Origin of the sequence: Piscinibacter sp. (assembly GCF_047600445.1) — a bacterium.
Taxonomy (GTDB): Bacteria; Pseudomonadota; Gammaproteobacteria; order Burkholderiales; family Burkholderiaceae_C; genus Piscinibacter.
This window is the reverse complement of sequence record NZ_JASGKT010000002.1, coordinates 1,797,876-1,812,732: the sequence shown is the minus strand read 5'-3', so window position 1 is coordinate 1,812,732 and position 14,857 is coordinate 1,797,876. Positions and strand designations below refer to the sequence as shown.

General features: G+C 70.4%; 13 protein-coding genes and 1 pseudogene. 8 read left to right on the top strand and 6 right to left on the bottom strand.

Annotated elements, in window-relative coordinates:
* The first annotated feature begins 1 nt into the window (after position 1).
* Entirely contained in the window at positions 2-1,582 is a 1,581-nt protein-coding gene (locus tag QM792_RS12655) for a PepSY-associated TM helix domain-containing protein (RefSeq protein WP_415150464.1), read from the top strand.
* A 301-nt stretch (positions 1,583-1,883) separates the two neighbouring features.
* Positions 1,884-2,369 (top strand): DUF1097 domain-containing protein, encoded by a 486-nt coding sequence (locus QM792_RS12650; RefSeq protein ID WP_415150463.1) that lies wholly within the window; start codon positions 1,884-1,886, stop codon positions 2,367-2,369.
* A 73-nt stretch (positions 2,370-2,442) separates the two neighbouring features.
* Here the strand turns inward: QM792_RS12650 and QM792_RS12645 are convergent, their stop codons facing one another.
* Complete coding sequence (locus QM792_RS12645; protein WP_415150462.1) at positions 2,443-2,592, bottom strand: hypothetical protein; 150 nt, start codon at positions 2,590-2,592, stop codon at positions 2,443-2,445.
* Between the two features lie 319 nt (positions 2,593-2,911).
* On the bottom strand, positions 2,912-5,326 hold the full coding sequence (locus QM792_RS12640) for a TonB-dependent siderophore receptor (RefSeq protein WP_415150461.1): 2,415 nt from the start codon (positions 5,324-5,326) through the stop codon (positions 2,912-2,914).
* Positions 5,327-5,561: 235 nt separating this feature from the next.
* Between QM792_RS12640 and QM792_RS12635 the strand changes: the two genes are divergently transcribed.
* Positions 5,562-6,014 carry a hypothetical protein gene (locus tag QM792_RS12635; RefSeq protein WP_415150460.1) on the top strand — a complete coding sequence of 151 codons (453 nt, stop codon included), beginning with the start codon at positions 5,562-5,564 and terminating at the stop codon, positions 6,012-6,014.
* Complete coding sequence (locus QM792_RS12630; RefSeq protein ID WP_415150459.1) at positions 6,011-6,232, top strand: hypothetical protein; 222 nt, start codon at positions 6,011-6,013, stop codon at positions 6,230-6,232. The genes QM792_RS12635 and QM792_RS12630 overlap by 4 nt, the downstream gene beginning before the upstream one ends.
* 21 nt (positions 6,233-6,253) lie before the next feature.
* On the opposite strand, the gene QM792_RS12625 is transcribed toward QM792_RS12630, so the two are convergent.
* Positions 6,254-7,168 (bottom strand): 2-keto-4-pentenoate hydratase, encoded by a 915-nt coding sequence (locus QM792_RS12625; RefSeq protein ID WP_415150458.1) that lies wholly within the window; start codon positions 7,166-7,168, stop codon positions 6,254-6,256.
* 211 nt (positions 7,169-7,379) lie between these two features.
* Here QM792_RS12625 and QM792_RS12620 point away from each other — a divergent pair, with 211 nt between their 5' ends.
* The gene (locus QM792_RS12620) at positions 7,380-7,760 is read left to right on the top strand and encodes a DsrE family protein (RefSeq protein WP_415150456.1); all 381 of its coding nucleotides are present in this window, start codon (positions 7,380-7,382) and stop codon (positions 7,758-7,760) included.
* A 25-nt stretch (positions 7,761-7,785) separates the two neighbouring features.
* On the opposite strand, the gene QM792_RS12615 is transcribed toward QM792_RS12620, so the two are convergent.
* Positions 7,786-8,370 carry an NADPH-dependent FMN reductase gene (locus tag QM792_RS12615; protein WP_415150454.1) on the bottom strand — a complete coding sequence of 195 codons (585 nt, stop codon included), beginning with the start codon at positions 8,368-8,370 and terminating at the stop codon, positions 7,786-7,788.
* A gap of 50 nt (positions 8,371-8,420) precedes the next feature.
* On the bottom strand, positions 8,421-9,146 hold the full coding sequence (locus QM792_RS12610; RefSeq protein WP_415150452.1) for a GntR family transcriptional regulator: 726 nt from the start codon (positions 9,144-9,146) through the stop codon (positions 8,421-8,423).
* A gap of 84 nt (positions 9,147-9,230) precedes the next feature.
* On the opposite strand from QM792_RS12610, the gene QM792_RS12605 reads away from it, so the two are divergent.
* The 3 genes from QM792_RS12605 to QM792_RS12595 all read left to right on the top strand — a co-directional run bounded on the left by QM792_RS12605 (position 9,231) and on the right by QM792_RS12595 (position 12,224).
* A complete protein-coding gene (locus QM792_RS12605) occupies positions 9,231-10,274 on the top strand; it encodes a Rieske 2Fe-2S domain-containing protein (protein WP_415150451.1) in 1,044 nt (347 codons plus the stop codon).
* A complete protein-coding gene (locus QM792_RS12600) occupies positions 10,271-11,239 on the top strand; it encodes a PDR/VanB family oxidoreductase (protein ID WP_415150449.1) in 969 nt (322 codons plus the stop codon). The genes QM792_RS12605 and QM792_RS12600 overlap by 4 nt, the downstream gene beginning before the upstream one ends.
* Before the next feature lie 385 nt (positions 11,240-11,624).
* Entirely contained in the window at positions 11,625-12,224 is a 600-nt protein-coding gene (locus tag QM792_RS12595) for an HAD family hydrolase (protein WP_415151625.1), read from the top strand.
* Positions 12,225-12,233: 9 nt separating this feature from the next.
* Here the strand turns inward: QM792_RS12595 and QM792_RS12590 are convergent.
* Positions 12,234-14,708 (bottom strand): annotated as a pseudogene (locus QM792_RS12590) (sodium-translocating pyrophosphatase); the annotation flags it as partial.
* Positions 14,709-14,857 lie beyond the last annotated feature (149 nt).

The window sequence follows — 14,857 nt, the reverse complement described above, 5'->3', positions numbered from 1 at the left end:
CATGAACATCCGCAGCGACATCGTCAAGGTCTACAAAGATGTCCACACCTGGGTCGGCATCGTCTGCGGGCTGCTGCTGTTCATCGGGTTCTATGCCGGCGCGATCACGATGTTCGAAAAGCCGCTGCAACGCTGGGCCACGCCGCCCACGGCGCTGGCCGCCGCGCCGCCGCTGGAAGAGGCCGAAAAACTGCTGGCCGCCGTGCGGGACGAACAACCTCGGCCCATCGACCGCTACGGCATCGTGGTGGACATCACGCCCGAGCAGCCGGCGCGCGTCACCTGGAGCCTGCCCGGCAAGAGCGAGTTCGACCGCATCGAATACGGCGCCAGCTTCGCCCCCGACGGCAGCTTGCAGACCGAGCGGCTGCGCCGGGCGCAGGTGGCGCAACTCGTGGACCGGTTGCACCAGTTCGTCGGCCTGCCGCTGCCGGAGCACATCGCGCGCCCCCTGATGGGCGCAGTGGCGCTGGCCTATGCGGTGGCGCTGCTGTCCGGGTTGATCGTGCTGCTACCCGCACTCGTGCGCGACCTGTTCGCGCTGCGCATCGGCCCGAACCTCAAACGCATGTGGCTGGACGTGCACAACGCGCTCGGCGTCTTCAGCCTGCCGTTCCACCTGGTGATCGCGCTGACTTGCGTGGTGTTCGCGTTCCATGCGCCGTTCTACCTTGCCCAGAGCAAGGCGTTTTACGGCGGCCAGATCAACTGGGGCCAGCCCTCGACGATGCCCGCGGGCGGCACGCCGATGCGGGCACACCAGCTTCTGGCGCGTGTGCGCGAGCAACTGCCGGGCTTCGACGTGCATCGCTTCGGCTTCGAGCAGGAGAGCATCTTCCGCCAGGACGCCACGGTCCAGGGCCTCGATGTGCGGCGCGGCACGCGCGGCAGCACATGGATGCGCACCCGCATCGACCCCATCACCGGCGACGTGGACCTCCGCGGCCTGCCCGGACACATGGATGGTTGGAGCGAGGCGGTCAACACCTTCTTCATGCTGCACTTCGGCAGTTTCGGTGGCACCCCGGTGCGCTGGCTGTATGCGCTGATGGGTTTGGCGGGCGCGGCGCTGTTCTACACCGGCAACCTGCTGTGGATCGAATCGCGCCGCAAACCGCGGCGCGGTGCCGAGACGGTGGTGCAGGCGCGATCCGCACGCATGATGGGCTGCCTGACCGTGGGTGTCGCGCTGGGCAGCGTGGCGGGCATCTCGGCCACCATCGCCGCCACCAAATGGTTGCCGGTGCGCGTGGCCGACCCGGGTTTCTGGCACGAGGCCATCTATTGCGGCGTGTTCCTTGCCGCCACCGCCTGGGCCTTCGTGCGCGGCGCGGCCAAAGGCGCGCACGAGCTGCTGTGGCTGTGCGCGGCGGCCACCGCGGCGATTCCGCTGGTCAGCCTGATGAGCGCCTGGGGCATGGTCGGCGGCTGGAACCATCCGGGCACCGTCGCGGTGGACCTCACCGCGCTCGCGGCGGTGCCGGTGTTCGCCTGGCTGATCCGCCTCACACGCCGCCGGATTCACCACGGCCGCGCGGACAGCGTATGGGCAGTGCGCACGGCGCAGGCGCGGCGGCCTTGAACCGACAGCCCTGGGCCGTGCGCATGGGCACCGATTACCCATTGCTCCGGGAATTGTTCCATTTAGGCGCGGCGTGAGTCTGCCTCGAGAAAATCGGGCCGGGCTGGAACGCGAGCGGCGATGCTTCTTCTGCTGAAAACCCTTGCGTCAAATTGAAGTTGGCCTGGGTAATCACTTCTTTTCTGCCGTGAATCGGTAGTTTTGTACCTCAGCTCAGTGGCGCGGAAGTTGCCTTGCCGCGGATGTTCCCTCCGTCTTTCATCCGGATGGGAACGACTTTCCAACTATTGAGGAGACAAAGATGAGTTTGTTGATTGCACTGGCGCTGTCCATCGGCGTGCTGGCGCTTGTCGCGACGTGGCTGTTCCTGGGGCCCTTGGCCGCCCTTCACATGCAGATCTGGCAGGCCTTTGTCGCCTGGGCGAGCTTTTTCCACAATGGCGGAAAAACCGGCGGCCTGGTCAAGACCGTGGTCTGCATGTCGTTCGGCGCGCTCGTCGGCATGGCCTCGGTGATGCTGGCCGGCCAACTGGGCGCGCTGGGCGGCCTGGCCGCTCCCGTGGCGGTCGGCATCGGCGCGGCCGTGATCGTGCTGGCCGCGCACCTGCCGGTGCTGAGCACCATTCCGTCGAGCGTCTATGGCTTCGCCAGCGTGGCCGGCCTGATCCTGCTCAAAGGCCTGTCGCCGACGGATGCCATCGTGCCGACCATTCTGTCCATCATCGTCGGTGCGCTGTTCGGCTGGGTGTCCGAGCAGATCGCCGGCAAGCTGACCAAGCGGTCCTGATCGTTGATTGGATGAGGCAGGGGGCCGGGGCGCGGATACCCCCCCGGCTCCCGTTCCCGTCAGAAGGGCGGTCCTAGCCCAGTGACAACGCCTCCACCAGCGCGTGCAGCGGGCGCTGGTCGGTGCCTGGAAAACGCTGGGGCAGACCGGCCAGGTAGCGCTCCACCGCCACTGCGTCGAAGGTGCCGGTGCGCGGATCGGTCCAGGCGACCGATGAAGCCAACTCCGCCGCAGAGGCCGGCTGCCCGCGCAGCAGGATCTGGCCGGGGCCTGCTGCGCCAGTTCGCCCGCCAGCAGTCGCAGCAGCGTGGTCTTGCCGCAGCCCTCATCCCCACCACGGCCCAGAGGCCGGGGGTGAGGTCAAGATTCAGTGCCGGCCACAGCGATGCTTGGCCGGGCCAGCCGAAGCGAAGATCGCGAGCACGCGGGATCGGGTCGATTGGCAGGGACATGCACGGGCCAGCGGTGTGGGCGCCGGCGCTGTTGGTACTGGTGCCGGTGACATCTCGGCCGGTGGGGGTGGCTGCCGCGAACTGTGCGGCTCAGAACTTGTACTGCAGCGTCGCCTGCACGTCGCGCGGCGCGCCGTAGTCGTGGCCCCACATGTCGGTTCGGTAGACCTTGTCGAACACGTTGTTCAGGTTCACCGTCAGCGTGAGCGGCTCGCTGAAGGCGTAGCGCGCCATCAGGTTGAGCACGGCGTAGCTCTTCTGCGCGTACAGCGCGCTCATGCCGTCCACCCACGTCCTGCTCTGCCAGGTCACGCCGCCACCCACGGTGAGCTGGTTCAGGCTCGCGGGCGTCCAGGTGGTGAACATCTTGAACAGGTGCTCCGGAGACGCATCGGTCATCAGGCGCCCGCCGCTGCTGTCGCGCGTGAGCATGCGGGTGTAGCCGCCCTGCACGCGCCAGCCGGGCAGCGGCTCGCCCGCCACCTCCACCTCCCAGCCGCGGCCCCTGGTGTCGTCTTCGGCGCGGTAGGCGTCGTCGCCGCCGGGCGTCAGGTTGGGAGGGTCGAGCACGGCCAGGTCGTTCTTCTTCACCTGGAACACCGCCACGCTGGCGTTCAGGCGGCCGCCGAACCATTCGCCCTTGACGCCGGCCTCGATGTTCGTGCCCGTCTCGGGGTCGAGCAGGCTTCCGTTCACGTCGCGGTACGACTGCGGGTTGAAGATGCTGGTGTAGCTGGCATAGGCCGAGAGGTTGGGCGCGAAGTCGTACACCACGCCCAGGTAGGGTGTGAGGACGCCGTTCTCCTTGCGGTCCTCGATCACGCCGCCGGCTTCGTCGAAGCCGCGCGAGCGCCACCGGGTCCAGCGCGCGCCGGCCAGCACCGAGAGTTGCTCGGTGACGTGCAGCCGGGTGGCGGTGTAGGCGCCGTACTGGCTGACCTTGTCGCGCCAGCCGAACTCGTAGAGGGCCGGCCAGTCCGGCTCGGGGAACCGGCGGTTCCAGGTGTAGACGTTCACGAAGTAGTTGTCCCAGTCCATGAACCACTGCGGCGCGGTCTGGTCCTCGCGGTAGCCGTTGATGCCCGCGACCAGTTCGTGCTTGCGGCCCCACAGTTCGTAGCGTCCGTCCAGCTTGAGCAGCGCGGCATCCACGTCGTTGTGGCGGCGGTAGCTGCGCAGGTGCAACTGGCCGATGCCGTCGGCATCGGGCGACCACGAGGCCAGGCCGAAGCTCTGGTGGTCCTTCACCGTGGCGCGGTGATAGCTCAGCTTGACCTGCCAGTCGTCGCTGAAGCGGTGCTCCAGCGTCGCCGTCAGGCCGAGGCGGCGGCTGCCGTAGCGGCTCCAGTCGGCCGCGGAGTTGTCGCGCCGGCCGAAGGGCGTCGGGTTGCCGTCCACATCGTCGACCGCGTAGCCGGTGTACGCGGCGGCGCCGCCGCGGGCCTTGTCGTCGCTCGCCTCCAGCGCCAGCGTGGCCAGCGTGCGGCTGGACAGGTCGGCCTCCAGCACGCCATAGACCACGGACTTGTCGTAGCGGTAGCCCTCCTTCCAGCCATGCCCGGCCTCGTAGGCGCCCACCAGGCGGCCGCGCAGCGTGCCGGCCTCGTTCAGCGGCCCGCCCACGTCGCCCACGGTGCGCTGTTTCTGCCAACTGCCGAACGACTGCGACAGCGAGGCCCGGAACGCCGGCGTGGGCCGCTTGCGCGTCAGCGCCACGGTGGCCGAGGGGTCGCCCGCGCCGGTCATCAGGCCGGTGGCCCCGCGGATCACCGTCACCGAGTCGTACACCGCCGAATCGATGTTGGTCAGTCCCTGCCAGGCCCCGCCGGCGCTGATGGCGTAGGCGGAAACGGGGATGTCGTCGAGCATGAAGCTCTGCACCTGGTAGCCACGCGCCCACAGCGGCGAGTAGCCGCCCACCGGCGATCCCATCGGCTGGTAGGCGATGCCCGGCGCCTGCGCCACGGCATCGCCCAGGCTGTTGATGCCCGCCTCGTCCATGCGCTCGCGCGTGATCACCGTGACCGACTGGGGCGTCTCGCGCAGCGACAGGTTCAGGCCGGTGGCGGCGGCGCTGCCGTCGGTGGTGTAGCTGCGCGTGCCCTCGGTGACGCCGTCGCGCAGGCTGCTGGCGGTGACCTTCACCGCGGCCAGCGTGGCGTCCTGGCTGGCGGACGCGGGTGCCGCCGCGACGGTCCGGCGCAGCACGTAGCCGCCGCCCGGCTGCGACACGGCTTCGAGGTCGCTGCCGGCCAGCAGCGCGCTCAGCGCGGCGGCGATGCCGTGGCTGCCGGTCACGCCCTGCGTGCGCACGCCGTCGACCAGCGCGGCGTCGTAGCTCAGGGCGACGCCGGTCGCGCGTTCGAATTGCGCCAGCGCGGGGCGCAGCGGGCCCGCGGGCAGGTCGAAGACGTGCACCTCGCCGCCAGCGGGCAGCGCGGCGGCGGCCTGGGCGCGCGCCGCCGGCGGCAGCGCTGCCGCGCCCAGGGCCAAGGTCAGCGCCAAGGTCAGCGTGGTGGGGCGAGGGCGGGTCGCGGCGGCGCGGGGCGGGCAGGGGCGGAGCGAGGGCATGGCTGGCTTCTTCGGTTGGGTGAAAGGGAGGTTCTCATTATTGAATGAGAATAATTTTCATTAATATAACCTGCCGAAGCAGGAAGCCACCGAGCGAAGCGTCATGCGTGGCCCACTCGGTCGCCGGTAACCCGCTGGTAACGCCATCGGGCCTACAACACAATCCGCCATGTCCACCGTGCCCGACACGAGCGCCGCCGGGCGCTGGCAACTGCTGCTGCTCGGCACGCCGCGCCTGCTGCGGGACGATGCCTCGTCCGCCGTCGTGCGCCTGTCGGTGAAAGACGCCGCGCTGCTGGCGATCGTCGCGCTCGACGGGCCGGTCGCGGCCGAGCGCGTCGCGGCGCTGGTCTGGCCCGGCGCGGACACCCGCAAGGCCGACACCAGCCTGCGCCAGCGCCTGTTCAGGCTGCGCCGCGAGTGCGGCGCAGCCATCGTCGCCAGCGGCAGCCGGCTCGCGCTCGCCGAGGGTGTCGCGACCGATCTGGCGGCGACGCTGGCGCGCATCGCGACCGACCCCGACGCGGGCCGCGACGCGCTGCTCGGCGACCTGGCCTTCGACGACTGGCCCGAGCTGGCCGACTGGGTGCGGCAGGCGCGCACGCGCTGGAACGCTCGGTGAGCGTGGCGCCCGACTGCGGCATCGTCGTGCAGGCGCTGCTGCTGCCGCAACGGACCAACCCGGGCCTGGTCGACCGCCTTCAGGTGGGCGTCGTCGACCAGGGTGGCGGCTACCGCCTGCTGGTCGCGACCGAGCAGGGCCTGGAGCAGTCGGACCGCGAGCGCCGCGCCAGGGAACTCGACAAGGCGGCGAAGACCACGAAGGCGCCGTCGCTGTAGGCGCCGGCAGCGGCCGCAGGGTCAGCGGAAGGTCACCGTCACCGGCTGCAAGCCCGGCACGCCGTCGTAGCGCACCGTGGCCTGCAGCCCCGGCTTGGGCGGCAGCAGGGCCGAGAACGAGCCCAGGCTGATGAGCTGGCCCGGCTGCATGGCCAGGCCCTGCGCCTTCAGCGCGCCGGCCAGCCAGACCACGGCGTTCAGCGGGTGCCCCAGCACGTCGCTGCCCTTGCCGCCGCCCAGCTTTTCGCCCTGCGCGTCGACCAGGCGCACGTCCATGTCGCGCAACTGGTCCAGCAGCCGCGCCTGGCCGGCGGCGTCGGAAGGCACGGCCAGCGGCGCACCGCGCACGCCCAGGCGCGCGCCGACGTTGATGGCGCTCACGCCCGCGCCGTTGAGCTGGGGCGGCGCCTGCACCACGAGGTCGGGCAGTTCCATGAAGGGCACGATCTGGTCCACGTGCCGCAACACCTCGGCGGGCGTGGTGGCGGCATTGATGCCGGCGTCCTTCACGCGCACCAGCAGGTCGGCCTCGTACAGCGGGCGGGCGCCGAAGGCGGCTTCCACGGTGGCGCCGTTGTCCAGCAGCATGCGCTGGTACAGCGCGCCCCACACCGGCTGGTCGGTGTTGAAGCGCTTCTGCACCGCCGGGTTGGTGAGGCCCGCCTTGTAGCCCGCCAGCGGCCCGGACTGCGCCGCCAGGCGCTGCTGCAGCTTGGCGCGGGTGCAGGCGGCGTCGGCCATCGTCATGGTCTGGGCTGGATTGGCGGCGGGGCGGCGGGCCGCCTGGTCGGCCATCCAAACGTCCACCTGGGCGTCGCTCAGGCAGCCGGGCGTCTGCACGATGGGCGCGGGCGTGATGCCGGCGCAGGCGGCCAGCAGGCCGGCCAAGGCGGCAGCGGACAGGCCGCGCGCCAGGGTGGAGGGCAGGGCACTCATGGCGTATCTCCTCGTTGGTTGTGGGTGGCAGGCTGCGGATCGTAAGGTACGGCTGCGGCACCCGCGCGTTCAGTCCTGCGCCACGCGTACGAGCCGCTGCCACGCGGCCGCGCGCAGCGCCGGCGGCGCCGTCGCGGTGTCCTCCAGGGGATTGATGCCCTACCGCCGGCGTGGCTCAATTTCGATCCCACGAACAGGAAGGAGCACTCCGATGGCAGAGCAGATCCCGCAACCCAGCCGTGAACTGGTGGTGTTGGTGACCCGCGGCACCGACCATGAACTGTCGTCCGTCGCTTTCACGATCGCCTGCGGCGCGATCACGTCGGGGATGAAGGTCTACGCCTTCCTCGTGAGTTCGGGCGTCGATCTGGTGCGCCGCAAGGCCGTGGACATCACGCATGTTCCGCCGCTGGATCCGCTGAAGTCCCTCATCGACGACTTCCTCGCGCGCGGGGGCATCATCTGGGCGTGCCCGCCGTGTACCAAGGCGCGCGGCTATGCGCAGGAAGACTTCATCGACGGCGTCACCATCCAGGGGGCGAGTGCGATGCACGAGCGGCTCAAGGCCGGCGCGGCCAGCCTCAGCTTCTGAACGCGATCGGGCGGGAAGGCGTGCCTCAGCCCCGCGCCGCCTTCGTCGCGCGGGCCCACCACACCAGCTCGTCCAGCGCGGCCTTGGTCGCGGGCAGCAGGTTCGCTTCGATCTCCTCGATGGGTTTTTCGACGCGGCCCGAGGGGTGGACGGCACGGAAGTCGCCGCCGCCGATGTGAACGGCGGAGCGGGTGGAGACCATGTGCAGTTCCGCGCCGATCAGCCGCAGGTGTTCGATCGCGCGCGCGGCGCCCACGCCGCCGTAGCCGATGGCCGTGAAGGGCTTGCGGTTCCACTCCTTGTAGGCCTGGTCGAGCGCGTTCTTCAGCGCGCCGGTGATCGAGTGGTTGTATTCGGCCACCACGAAGACGTAGCCGTCGTAGCGGCCCACGGTCTGCTGCCAGCGCACGGCTTCGGGGTTCTGGCTGGGCACCCAGGCGTTCGAGGCCACTTCGTCGAAGAACGGCAGCTTGAAGTCGCGCAGGTCGACGATCTCGGCGTCGAGTTCGTCGCGCGCCTGCGCCTGCTTCAACATCCACTGCGCCGGCTTGTCGGCGAAACGGGTGGGGCGGGTGGAACCGATGATGACGGCGATCTTGAGTTGGCTCATGGTGTGCTCGTGGGTGTGAAGGTCGTGAGGGTAGTGGGTGGAAGGATTCGTCAGCCGGGCAGGGCCCGCCCCAGGCTGTCGCCGGCCGGCAGGCCGAACAACTGCCCGTAGCGGAAGCCCACCCAGGCGTGCTCTCGCATCAGCATCTCGGCGCGCGCCGACTCGCGCCGCTCCAGCGCGTCGAGCACCAGTTGATGCTGCAGCTGCGCGATGCGCAGCTTCTGGTACTCGGCCGGCAGCGCGCTGCGGTCCAGCGCGATCGAACTGGCCGAGGCGAAGGGCAGGTGGTCGTTGCGCGCGATCGCGTCGGCGATCACGCGGCTCTCGTGCGCCTGCACCAGCGTGTCGTGGAAGCGCTTGTTGATGCGGCTCCAGCGGCCGATGTCGTCGTCGTTCAGGTGGCCCTTGGCGAGCAGCGCCGCGCCGTCGGCGACGCAGCCGCGCAGCGTGGCCCGCACCTCGGCCGTCATGCCGCGCTCGGCCAGGTGCCGCACCGCCAGCCCTTCGAGCGTGCCGCGCACCTCGACGGCCGAGCGCACGTCGGCCTCCGAGAAGCTGCGCACCTCGTAGCCGCGCTTGCCGGCCTTGGCCAGCAGCCCTTCCTGCTCCAGCGCGCGGAAGGCCAGCCGCACCGGCGTGCGCGAGACGCCCAGCGACGCGGCCACCGGAATCTCCGCCAGCCGCTCGCCGGCCGCCAGCGCGCCTTCGACGATGCGCTGGCGCAAGGTGGCGACGACGCTGCCGGAGTCGGGGGTGATGGGTTCGATTGGATCCATAATATCGAGTTATTTGCGTAGAATTGCCATTTTGACCGATAATTGGATCCAATCATCAACCCAAACAAGATCCAGGAGACAAGCATGTATCCCAGGAACGCATGGTACGTGGCCTGCACGCCGGGCGAGATCGACGAGAAGCCGCTGGGCCGCACGGTGTGCGGCGAGCGCATCGTGTTCTTCCGCGGCGCGGACGGAAAGGCCGTCGGCCTGGAGGACTGGTGCCCGCACCGCGGCGCGCCGCTGTCGCTGGGGCGCGTGGTCGAGGGCAAGCTGGTGTGCGGCTACCACGGCCTGGAGATGGGCTGCGACGGCAAGACCGTGGCCATGCCCGGCCAGCGCGTGCGCGGCTTCCCGACGCTGGCGAGCTACCCGGTGGTCGAGCGCTACGGCTTCGTCTGGGTGTGGCCGGGCGAAGCGGCCAAGGCCGATCCGGCGCTGATGCCCGACCTCGCCTGGGCCGAGGATCCGGCCTGGGCCTTCGGCGGCGGCATGTACCACGTGCAGTGCGACTACCGGCTGATGATCGACAACCTGATGGACCTGACGCACGAGAAGTACGTGCATGCCACCAGCATCGGCCAGCAGGAACTCGACGAGGTGCCGGCGCATACCAGCAGCGAGGGCGGCGTGGTCATCGCGCGGCGCGAGATGAGCGGCGTGAAGGCGCCGCCGTTCTGGCAGGCCGCGATGCGCGGCAACGGGCTGGACCCCGAGCAGACGGTGGACCGCTGGCAGCGCTGCCGCTTCGTGCCGCCGTCCAGCGTGATGATCGACGTGGGCGTGGCGCTGGCCGGCCAGGGCGGCTTCGACGCGCCGGCGGCGGTGAAGACCTCGGGCATCGTCGTCGACCTGATCACGCCCGAGACCGAGACCTCGATCTGGTACTTCTGGGGCCTGGCGCGCAACTTCCGCCCGGACGACAAGGCGCTCACCGCCTCGATCCGCGAGGCGCAGGGCAGGGTGTTCGCCGAAGACCTGGAGATGCTCGAATCGCAGCAGCGCAACCTCTCGGCGCAGCCGCAGCGCAAGCTGCTGTCGCTCAACACCGACCTGGGCGGCGTGCAGGCGCGGCGCATCGTCGAGCGGCTGGTGGCGCAGGAGCAGGGCCAGGCGGTGGCGGCATGAGCGCCGCGATGCTGTCGGTGCGCGTGGCGCGCAAGACCGTCGAGGCCGAGGACATCGCCAGCTTCGAACTGGTGAGCACCGACGGCGCGCCGCTGCCGGCCTTCGCCGCCGGCTCGCACATCGACGTGCAGTTGCCCGGCGGCGGCCCGACGCGCCAGTACTCGCTGTGCAACGACCCCGCCGAGTCGCACCGCTACCTGATCGCGGTGCTGCGCGACGCGGCCTCGCGCGGCGGCTCGGCCGGCATGCACGAGCGCGTGAAGGAGGGCGACGTGCTGGCCATCAGCGCGCCGAAGAACCATTTCGCGCTGGCGCACGACGCGCAAAGCCACCTGCTGCTGGCCGGCGGCATCGGCGTGACGCCGCTGCTGTGCATGGCAGAGCGCCTGGCGCACGCCGGCGGCGAGTTCGAGATGCACTACTGCACACGCTCGGCGGCGCGCACGGCCTTCCGCGAGCGCATCGCGCGCTCGGTCTTCGCGCCGCGCGTGGCCTTCCATTTCGACGACGGCGCGGCTGGGCAGAAGCTCGACATCGCCGCGCTGCTGGCGGCGCCGCGCGCCGGGCGGCATCTGTACGTCTGCGGGCCCAAGGGCTTCATGGACGCAGTGCTGTCCGGCGCCCGCGCGCAGGGCTGGCCGGAGGCGCAGATCCACTACGAATTCTTCGCCGCCGACGCGGCGCCGAAGGCGGGCGACGGCTCCTTCGAGGTGATGCTGGCCAGCTCGGGCCGCGTGATCACGGTGGCGCCCGATCGCAGCGTGGTGCAGGCGCTCGCCGAGGCCGGCGTCAGCGTGGCCACCTCGTGCGAGCAGGGTGTGTGCGGCACCTGCCTGACGCGCGTGATCGAGGGCGAGCCCGACCACCGCGACCTGTACCTGACGCCGGAAGAGCAGGCGGCGAACGACCAGTTCCTGCCGTGCTGCTCGCGCGCCAGGTCGGCGCGACTGGTGCTCGATCTCTAGCGGAAGCTCCGGAAGAAGGCGCTCAGGCCGCGGTCGCGGCCGAGGCGGCCAGGCAGGCGTTGCACTTGCCCAGGCCGGGCAGGCGCGGGTCGGGCTTGCCGTCGCCGGTCTTGAAGTTGGCCTGGCAGCGGCGGCACACGTACATCTTCGAGCTGGACATCAGCGGGCGGATGCCCGGCTCGGCCGAAGGCCGCGCCGCCGTGTACTCCGCCTGGGTCTGGCGCAGCTTCATGGCCGGCGTTTCGGGCGGGGTCGGGGGCGTGGGGCGGCGTGTCGTCATGTCGCGGTCGATCCGAAGAGGCAGAGGCGAAGGTGGGGGCTCTGGCGGCCTGTTCAATCCGCTATTGTCCCAGCTTTCGCGCCTGCCCTCGTAATCGGTTGAACAATGACCCGCCCCGTGATCGCCCTGGACGCCGATGGCGTGCTGCTCGACTACCACCTCGCCTACGCCGCCGCGTGGCAGCGCGCCTTCGGCGAATACCCCGCCGAGCGCGACCCGCAGGCCTACTGGCCGATGGACCGCTGGGCCGTGCCGGCGCTGCGCCTGTTCAAGCGCAGGCGCTTTCGCGCCGAGTTCGGCGAGCTGTTCTGGTCGACGGTGCCGGCGATCCCCGGCGCGGTCGACGCCTGCCATCGCCTGCGCGAGGCGGGCCACGAGCTGGTGTGCGTCTCGGCGCTGGAGGCGCGCTACGAGGCCGCGCGGCTGCGCAACCTGCGTGAGCTGGGTTTCCCGATCGAGCGCGTGATCGCCACCGGCCACCGCGAATCGGTGCGCAGTCCCAAGGCCGACGCGGTGGAGGCGATAGACGCGGTGGCCTTCGTCGACGACTACCTGCCGTACTTTCGCGGCGTGGCCAGCTCGGTCCACACCGCGCTGGTGACGCGGGCGCCGAACGGCAGCCCGAACGAAGGGCCGGAACTGGCGCTGGCCAGCAGCGTGCACCAGGATCTCGCGGACTTCACGAGATCCTGGCTGGCACGCTGAGGGGGCTTGCTGCAGCGTCACCTCGACGCGGCGCGCCTCGGCGGCCTTGCCGCTGCCGGTGAGCTGCTCGGGCTTTTTCAGCTCGATCTTGTCTTCGGCGATGCCGGCGGCCTTGAGCGCGTCGCGCACCGCGAAGGCGCGCTGCTTGGCCAGTTCCTCGTTCAGCGCCGGGTCGCCCGAGGCGTCGGTGTAGCCGCTGAGCACGGCGCGCTTGCCGTCGGCCACGGCCTTGGCCACGTCGGCCAGCGCGGCGTCGGCGCCGCCAGCCAGCTCGGCCTTGCCGGAGGCGAAGTAGAACTTGACGACGCCGTTCTCGACCACGAACGAGGCGGCATCGGCCGCAGCCGCGGCCGTGGCGGCCGCCGGGGCGGCCTCGTGCGCCTTGCTCGCCGTGCCGCTGATCGGCAGCAGCGGCACGATCAGCAGCGCCACCAGGTTGATGATCTTGATCAGCGGGTTGACGGCCGGGCCGGCGGTGTCCTTGTACGGGTCGCCGACGGTGTCGCCGGTGACGGCGGCCTTGTGCGTGTCGCCGCCCTTCTTGTGGGTGACGCCGGATTCGTCCTTGAAGCCTTCTTCGATCAGCTTCTTGGCGTTGTCCCAGGCGCCGCCGCCGGTGCACATGCTGATCGCGACGAACAGGCCCGTCACGATGGTGCCCATCAGCAGGCCGCCGAGCGCGGCCGGGCCGAGCAGCAGGCCGACCAGGATGGGCACGACCACCGGCAGCAGCGAGGGGATCATCATCTCCTTGATCGCCGCGGTGGTGAGCATGTCGACCGCCTTGCCGTACTCGGGCTTGCCGGTGCCTTCCATGATGCCCTTGATGTCGCGGAACTGGCGCCGCACCTCGACCACCACCGAGCCGGCCGCGCGGCCGACGGCTTCCATCGCCATCGCGCCGAACAGGTAGGGGATCAGGCCGCCGATGAACAGGCCGACGATCACGCGGTGGTCGGACAGGTCGAACGCCAGCGACATGCCGCGCGCTTCCAGCGCGTGCGTGTAGTCGGCGAACAGCACCAGCGCGGCCAGGCCGGCCGAGCCGATCGCGTAGCCCTTGGTCACCGCCTTGGTGGTGTTGCCCACCGCGTCGAGCGGGTCGGTGACGTCGCGCACGCTGCTGGGCAGCTCGGACATCTCGGCGATGCCGCCGGCGTTGTCGGTGATCGGGCCGTAGGCGTCGAGCGCGACGACGATGCCGGCCATGCTCAGCATCGAGGTGGCCGCGATCGCGATGCCGTACAGGCCGGCCAGCGCGTAGGCGACGTAGATCGAGATGCAGATCAGCAGCACGGGCCAGGCGGTGGACTTCATCGACACGCCCAGGCCGGCGATGATGTTGGTGCCGTGGCCGGTGGTCGAGGCCTGCGCGATGTGCTTGACCGGGCCGTACTGCGTGCCGGTGTAGAACTCGGTGATCCACACCAGCGCGGCGGTCAACACCAGGCCGACGACGCAGCTCAGCCACAGGCCGGTGGCGCCCACGGTCTTGCCGCCGGCCAGTTCGATCGGCTGCGGGAACATCGCCGAGCTGACGAACCAGAACGCGATCAGGCTCAGCACGCCCGACACCGCCAGGCCCTTGTAGAGCGCCGGCATCACGTTGGTCATGCCGGGTTTGGCCTTGACGAAGAAGCAGCCGATGATCGACGCGATGATCGACACGCCGCCGAGCACCAGCGGGTAGACCACGCCGGTCATCGCGCCGCTGCCGGCGATCATGATCGCGCCCAGCGCCATCGTCGCGATCAGCGTCACGACGTAGGTCTCGAACAGGTCGGCGGCCATGCCGGCGCAGTCGCCGACGTTGTCGCCCACGTTGTCGGCGATCACCGCCGGGTTGCGCGGGTCGTCCTCGGGGATGCCGGCCTCGACCTTGCCCACCAGGTCGGCGCCGACGTCGGCGCCCTTGGTGAAGATGCCGCCGCCCAGCCGCGCGAAGATCGAGATCAGGCTGGAGCCGAAGGCCACGCCCAGCAGCGGCTTGAGCAGCGCCGACAGCGAGGTGCCGGCCTCGGGCGCCTGGCCGCCGGTGATCCACCAGAAGAACAGCGCCACGCCGATCAGGCCCAGGCCCACGACCAGCATGCCGGTGATGGCGCCGCCCTTGAAGGCGACGTCCAGCGCCGGGCCGATGCCGCGGGTGGCCGCCTGCGCGGTGCGCACGTTGGCGCGCACCGAGATGTTCATGCCGATGAAGCCACAGGCGCCCGAGAGCACCGCGCCGAGCACGAAGCCGATCGCGGTGGTGGTGCCGAGGAACACGGCGATCAGCACCGCGAGGATCACGCCGACGATGGCGATGGTCTTGTACTGCCGGGCCAGGTAGGCCGCCGCGCCCTGCTGGATCGCGCCGGCGATCTCCTGCATGCGGGCGTTGCCGGCACTCTGGCCGAGGATCCAGCTTCGTTGCACGAAGCCGTAGACGACGGCGGCCAGCCCGCAGGCAAGCGCGACGTATAGCGCCACGGTGGTGGACATCTCGGGATCTCCTTCCTCTTTGCTTGGCTTTTGGATTGAATGGGAAAACTCGCGGGGGGAGGGCGCGCCGGCGCACCGGCGATGCCCCACCCCGGGGCCCGCGGCATCCTAAGGGAAGGGCGCGCGGGCGGCAATGGAGCCGCCTCGGG

Excerpts from the sequence above, each read along its gene's own strand:
- QM792_RS12655 (WP_415150464.1), top strand. The coding sequence starts at position 2 with ATGAACATCCGCAGCGACATCGTCAAGGTCTACAAAGATGTCCACACC.
- QM792_RS12650 (WP_415150463.1), top strand. The coding sequence starts at position 1,884 with ATGAGTTTGTTGATTGCACTGGCGCTGTCCATCGGCGTGCTGGCGCTT.
- QM792_RS12635 (WP_415150460.1), top strand. The coding sequence starts at position 5,562 with ATGTCCACCGTGCCCGACACGAGCGCCGCCGGGCGCTGGCAACTGCTG.
- QM792_RS12625 (WP_415150458.1), bottom strand. The coding sequence starts at position 7,168 with ATGAGTGCCCTGCCCTCCACCCTGGCGCGCGGCCTGTCCGCTGCCGCC.
- QM792_RS12620 (WP_415150456.1), top strand. The coding sequence starts at position 7,380 with ATGGCAGAGCAGATCCCGCAACCCAGCCGTGAACTGGTGGTGTTGGTG.
- QM792_RS12615 (WP_415150454.1), bottom strand. The coding sequence starts at position 8,370 with ATGAGCCAACTCAAGATCGCCGTCATCATCGGTTCCACCCGCCCCACC.
- QM792_RS12610 (WP_415150452.1), bottom strand. The coding sequence starts at position 9,146 with ATGGATCCAATCGAACCCATCACCCCCGACTCCGGCAGCGTCGTCGCC.
- QM792_RS12605 (WP_415150451.1), top strand. The coding sequence starts at position 9,231 with ATGTATCCCAGGAACGCATGGTACGTGGCCTGCACGCCGGGCGAGATC.
- QM792_RS12600 (WP_415150449.1), top strand. The coding sequence starts at position 10,271 with ATGAGCGCCGCGATGCTGTCGGTGCGCGTGGCGCGCAAGACCGTCGAG.
- QM792_RS12595 (WP_415151625.1), top strand. The coding sequence starts at position 11,625 with ATGACCCGCCCCGTGATCGCCCTGGACGCCGATGGCGTGCTGCTCGAC.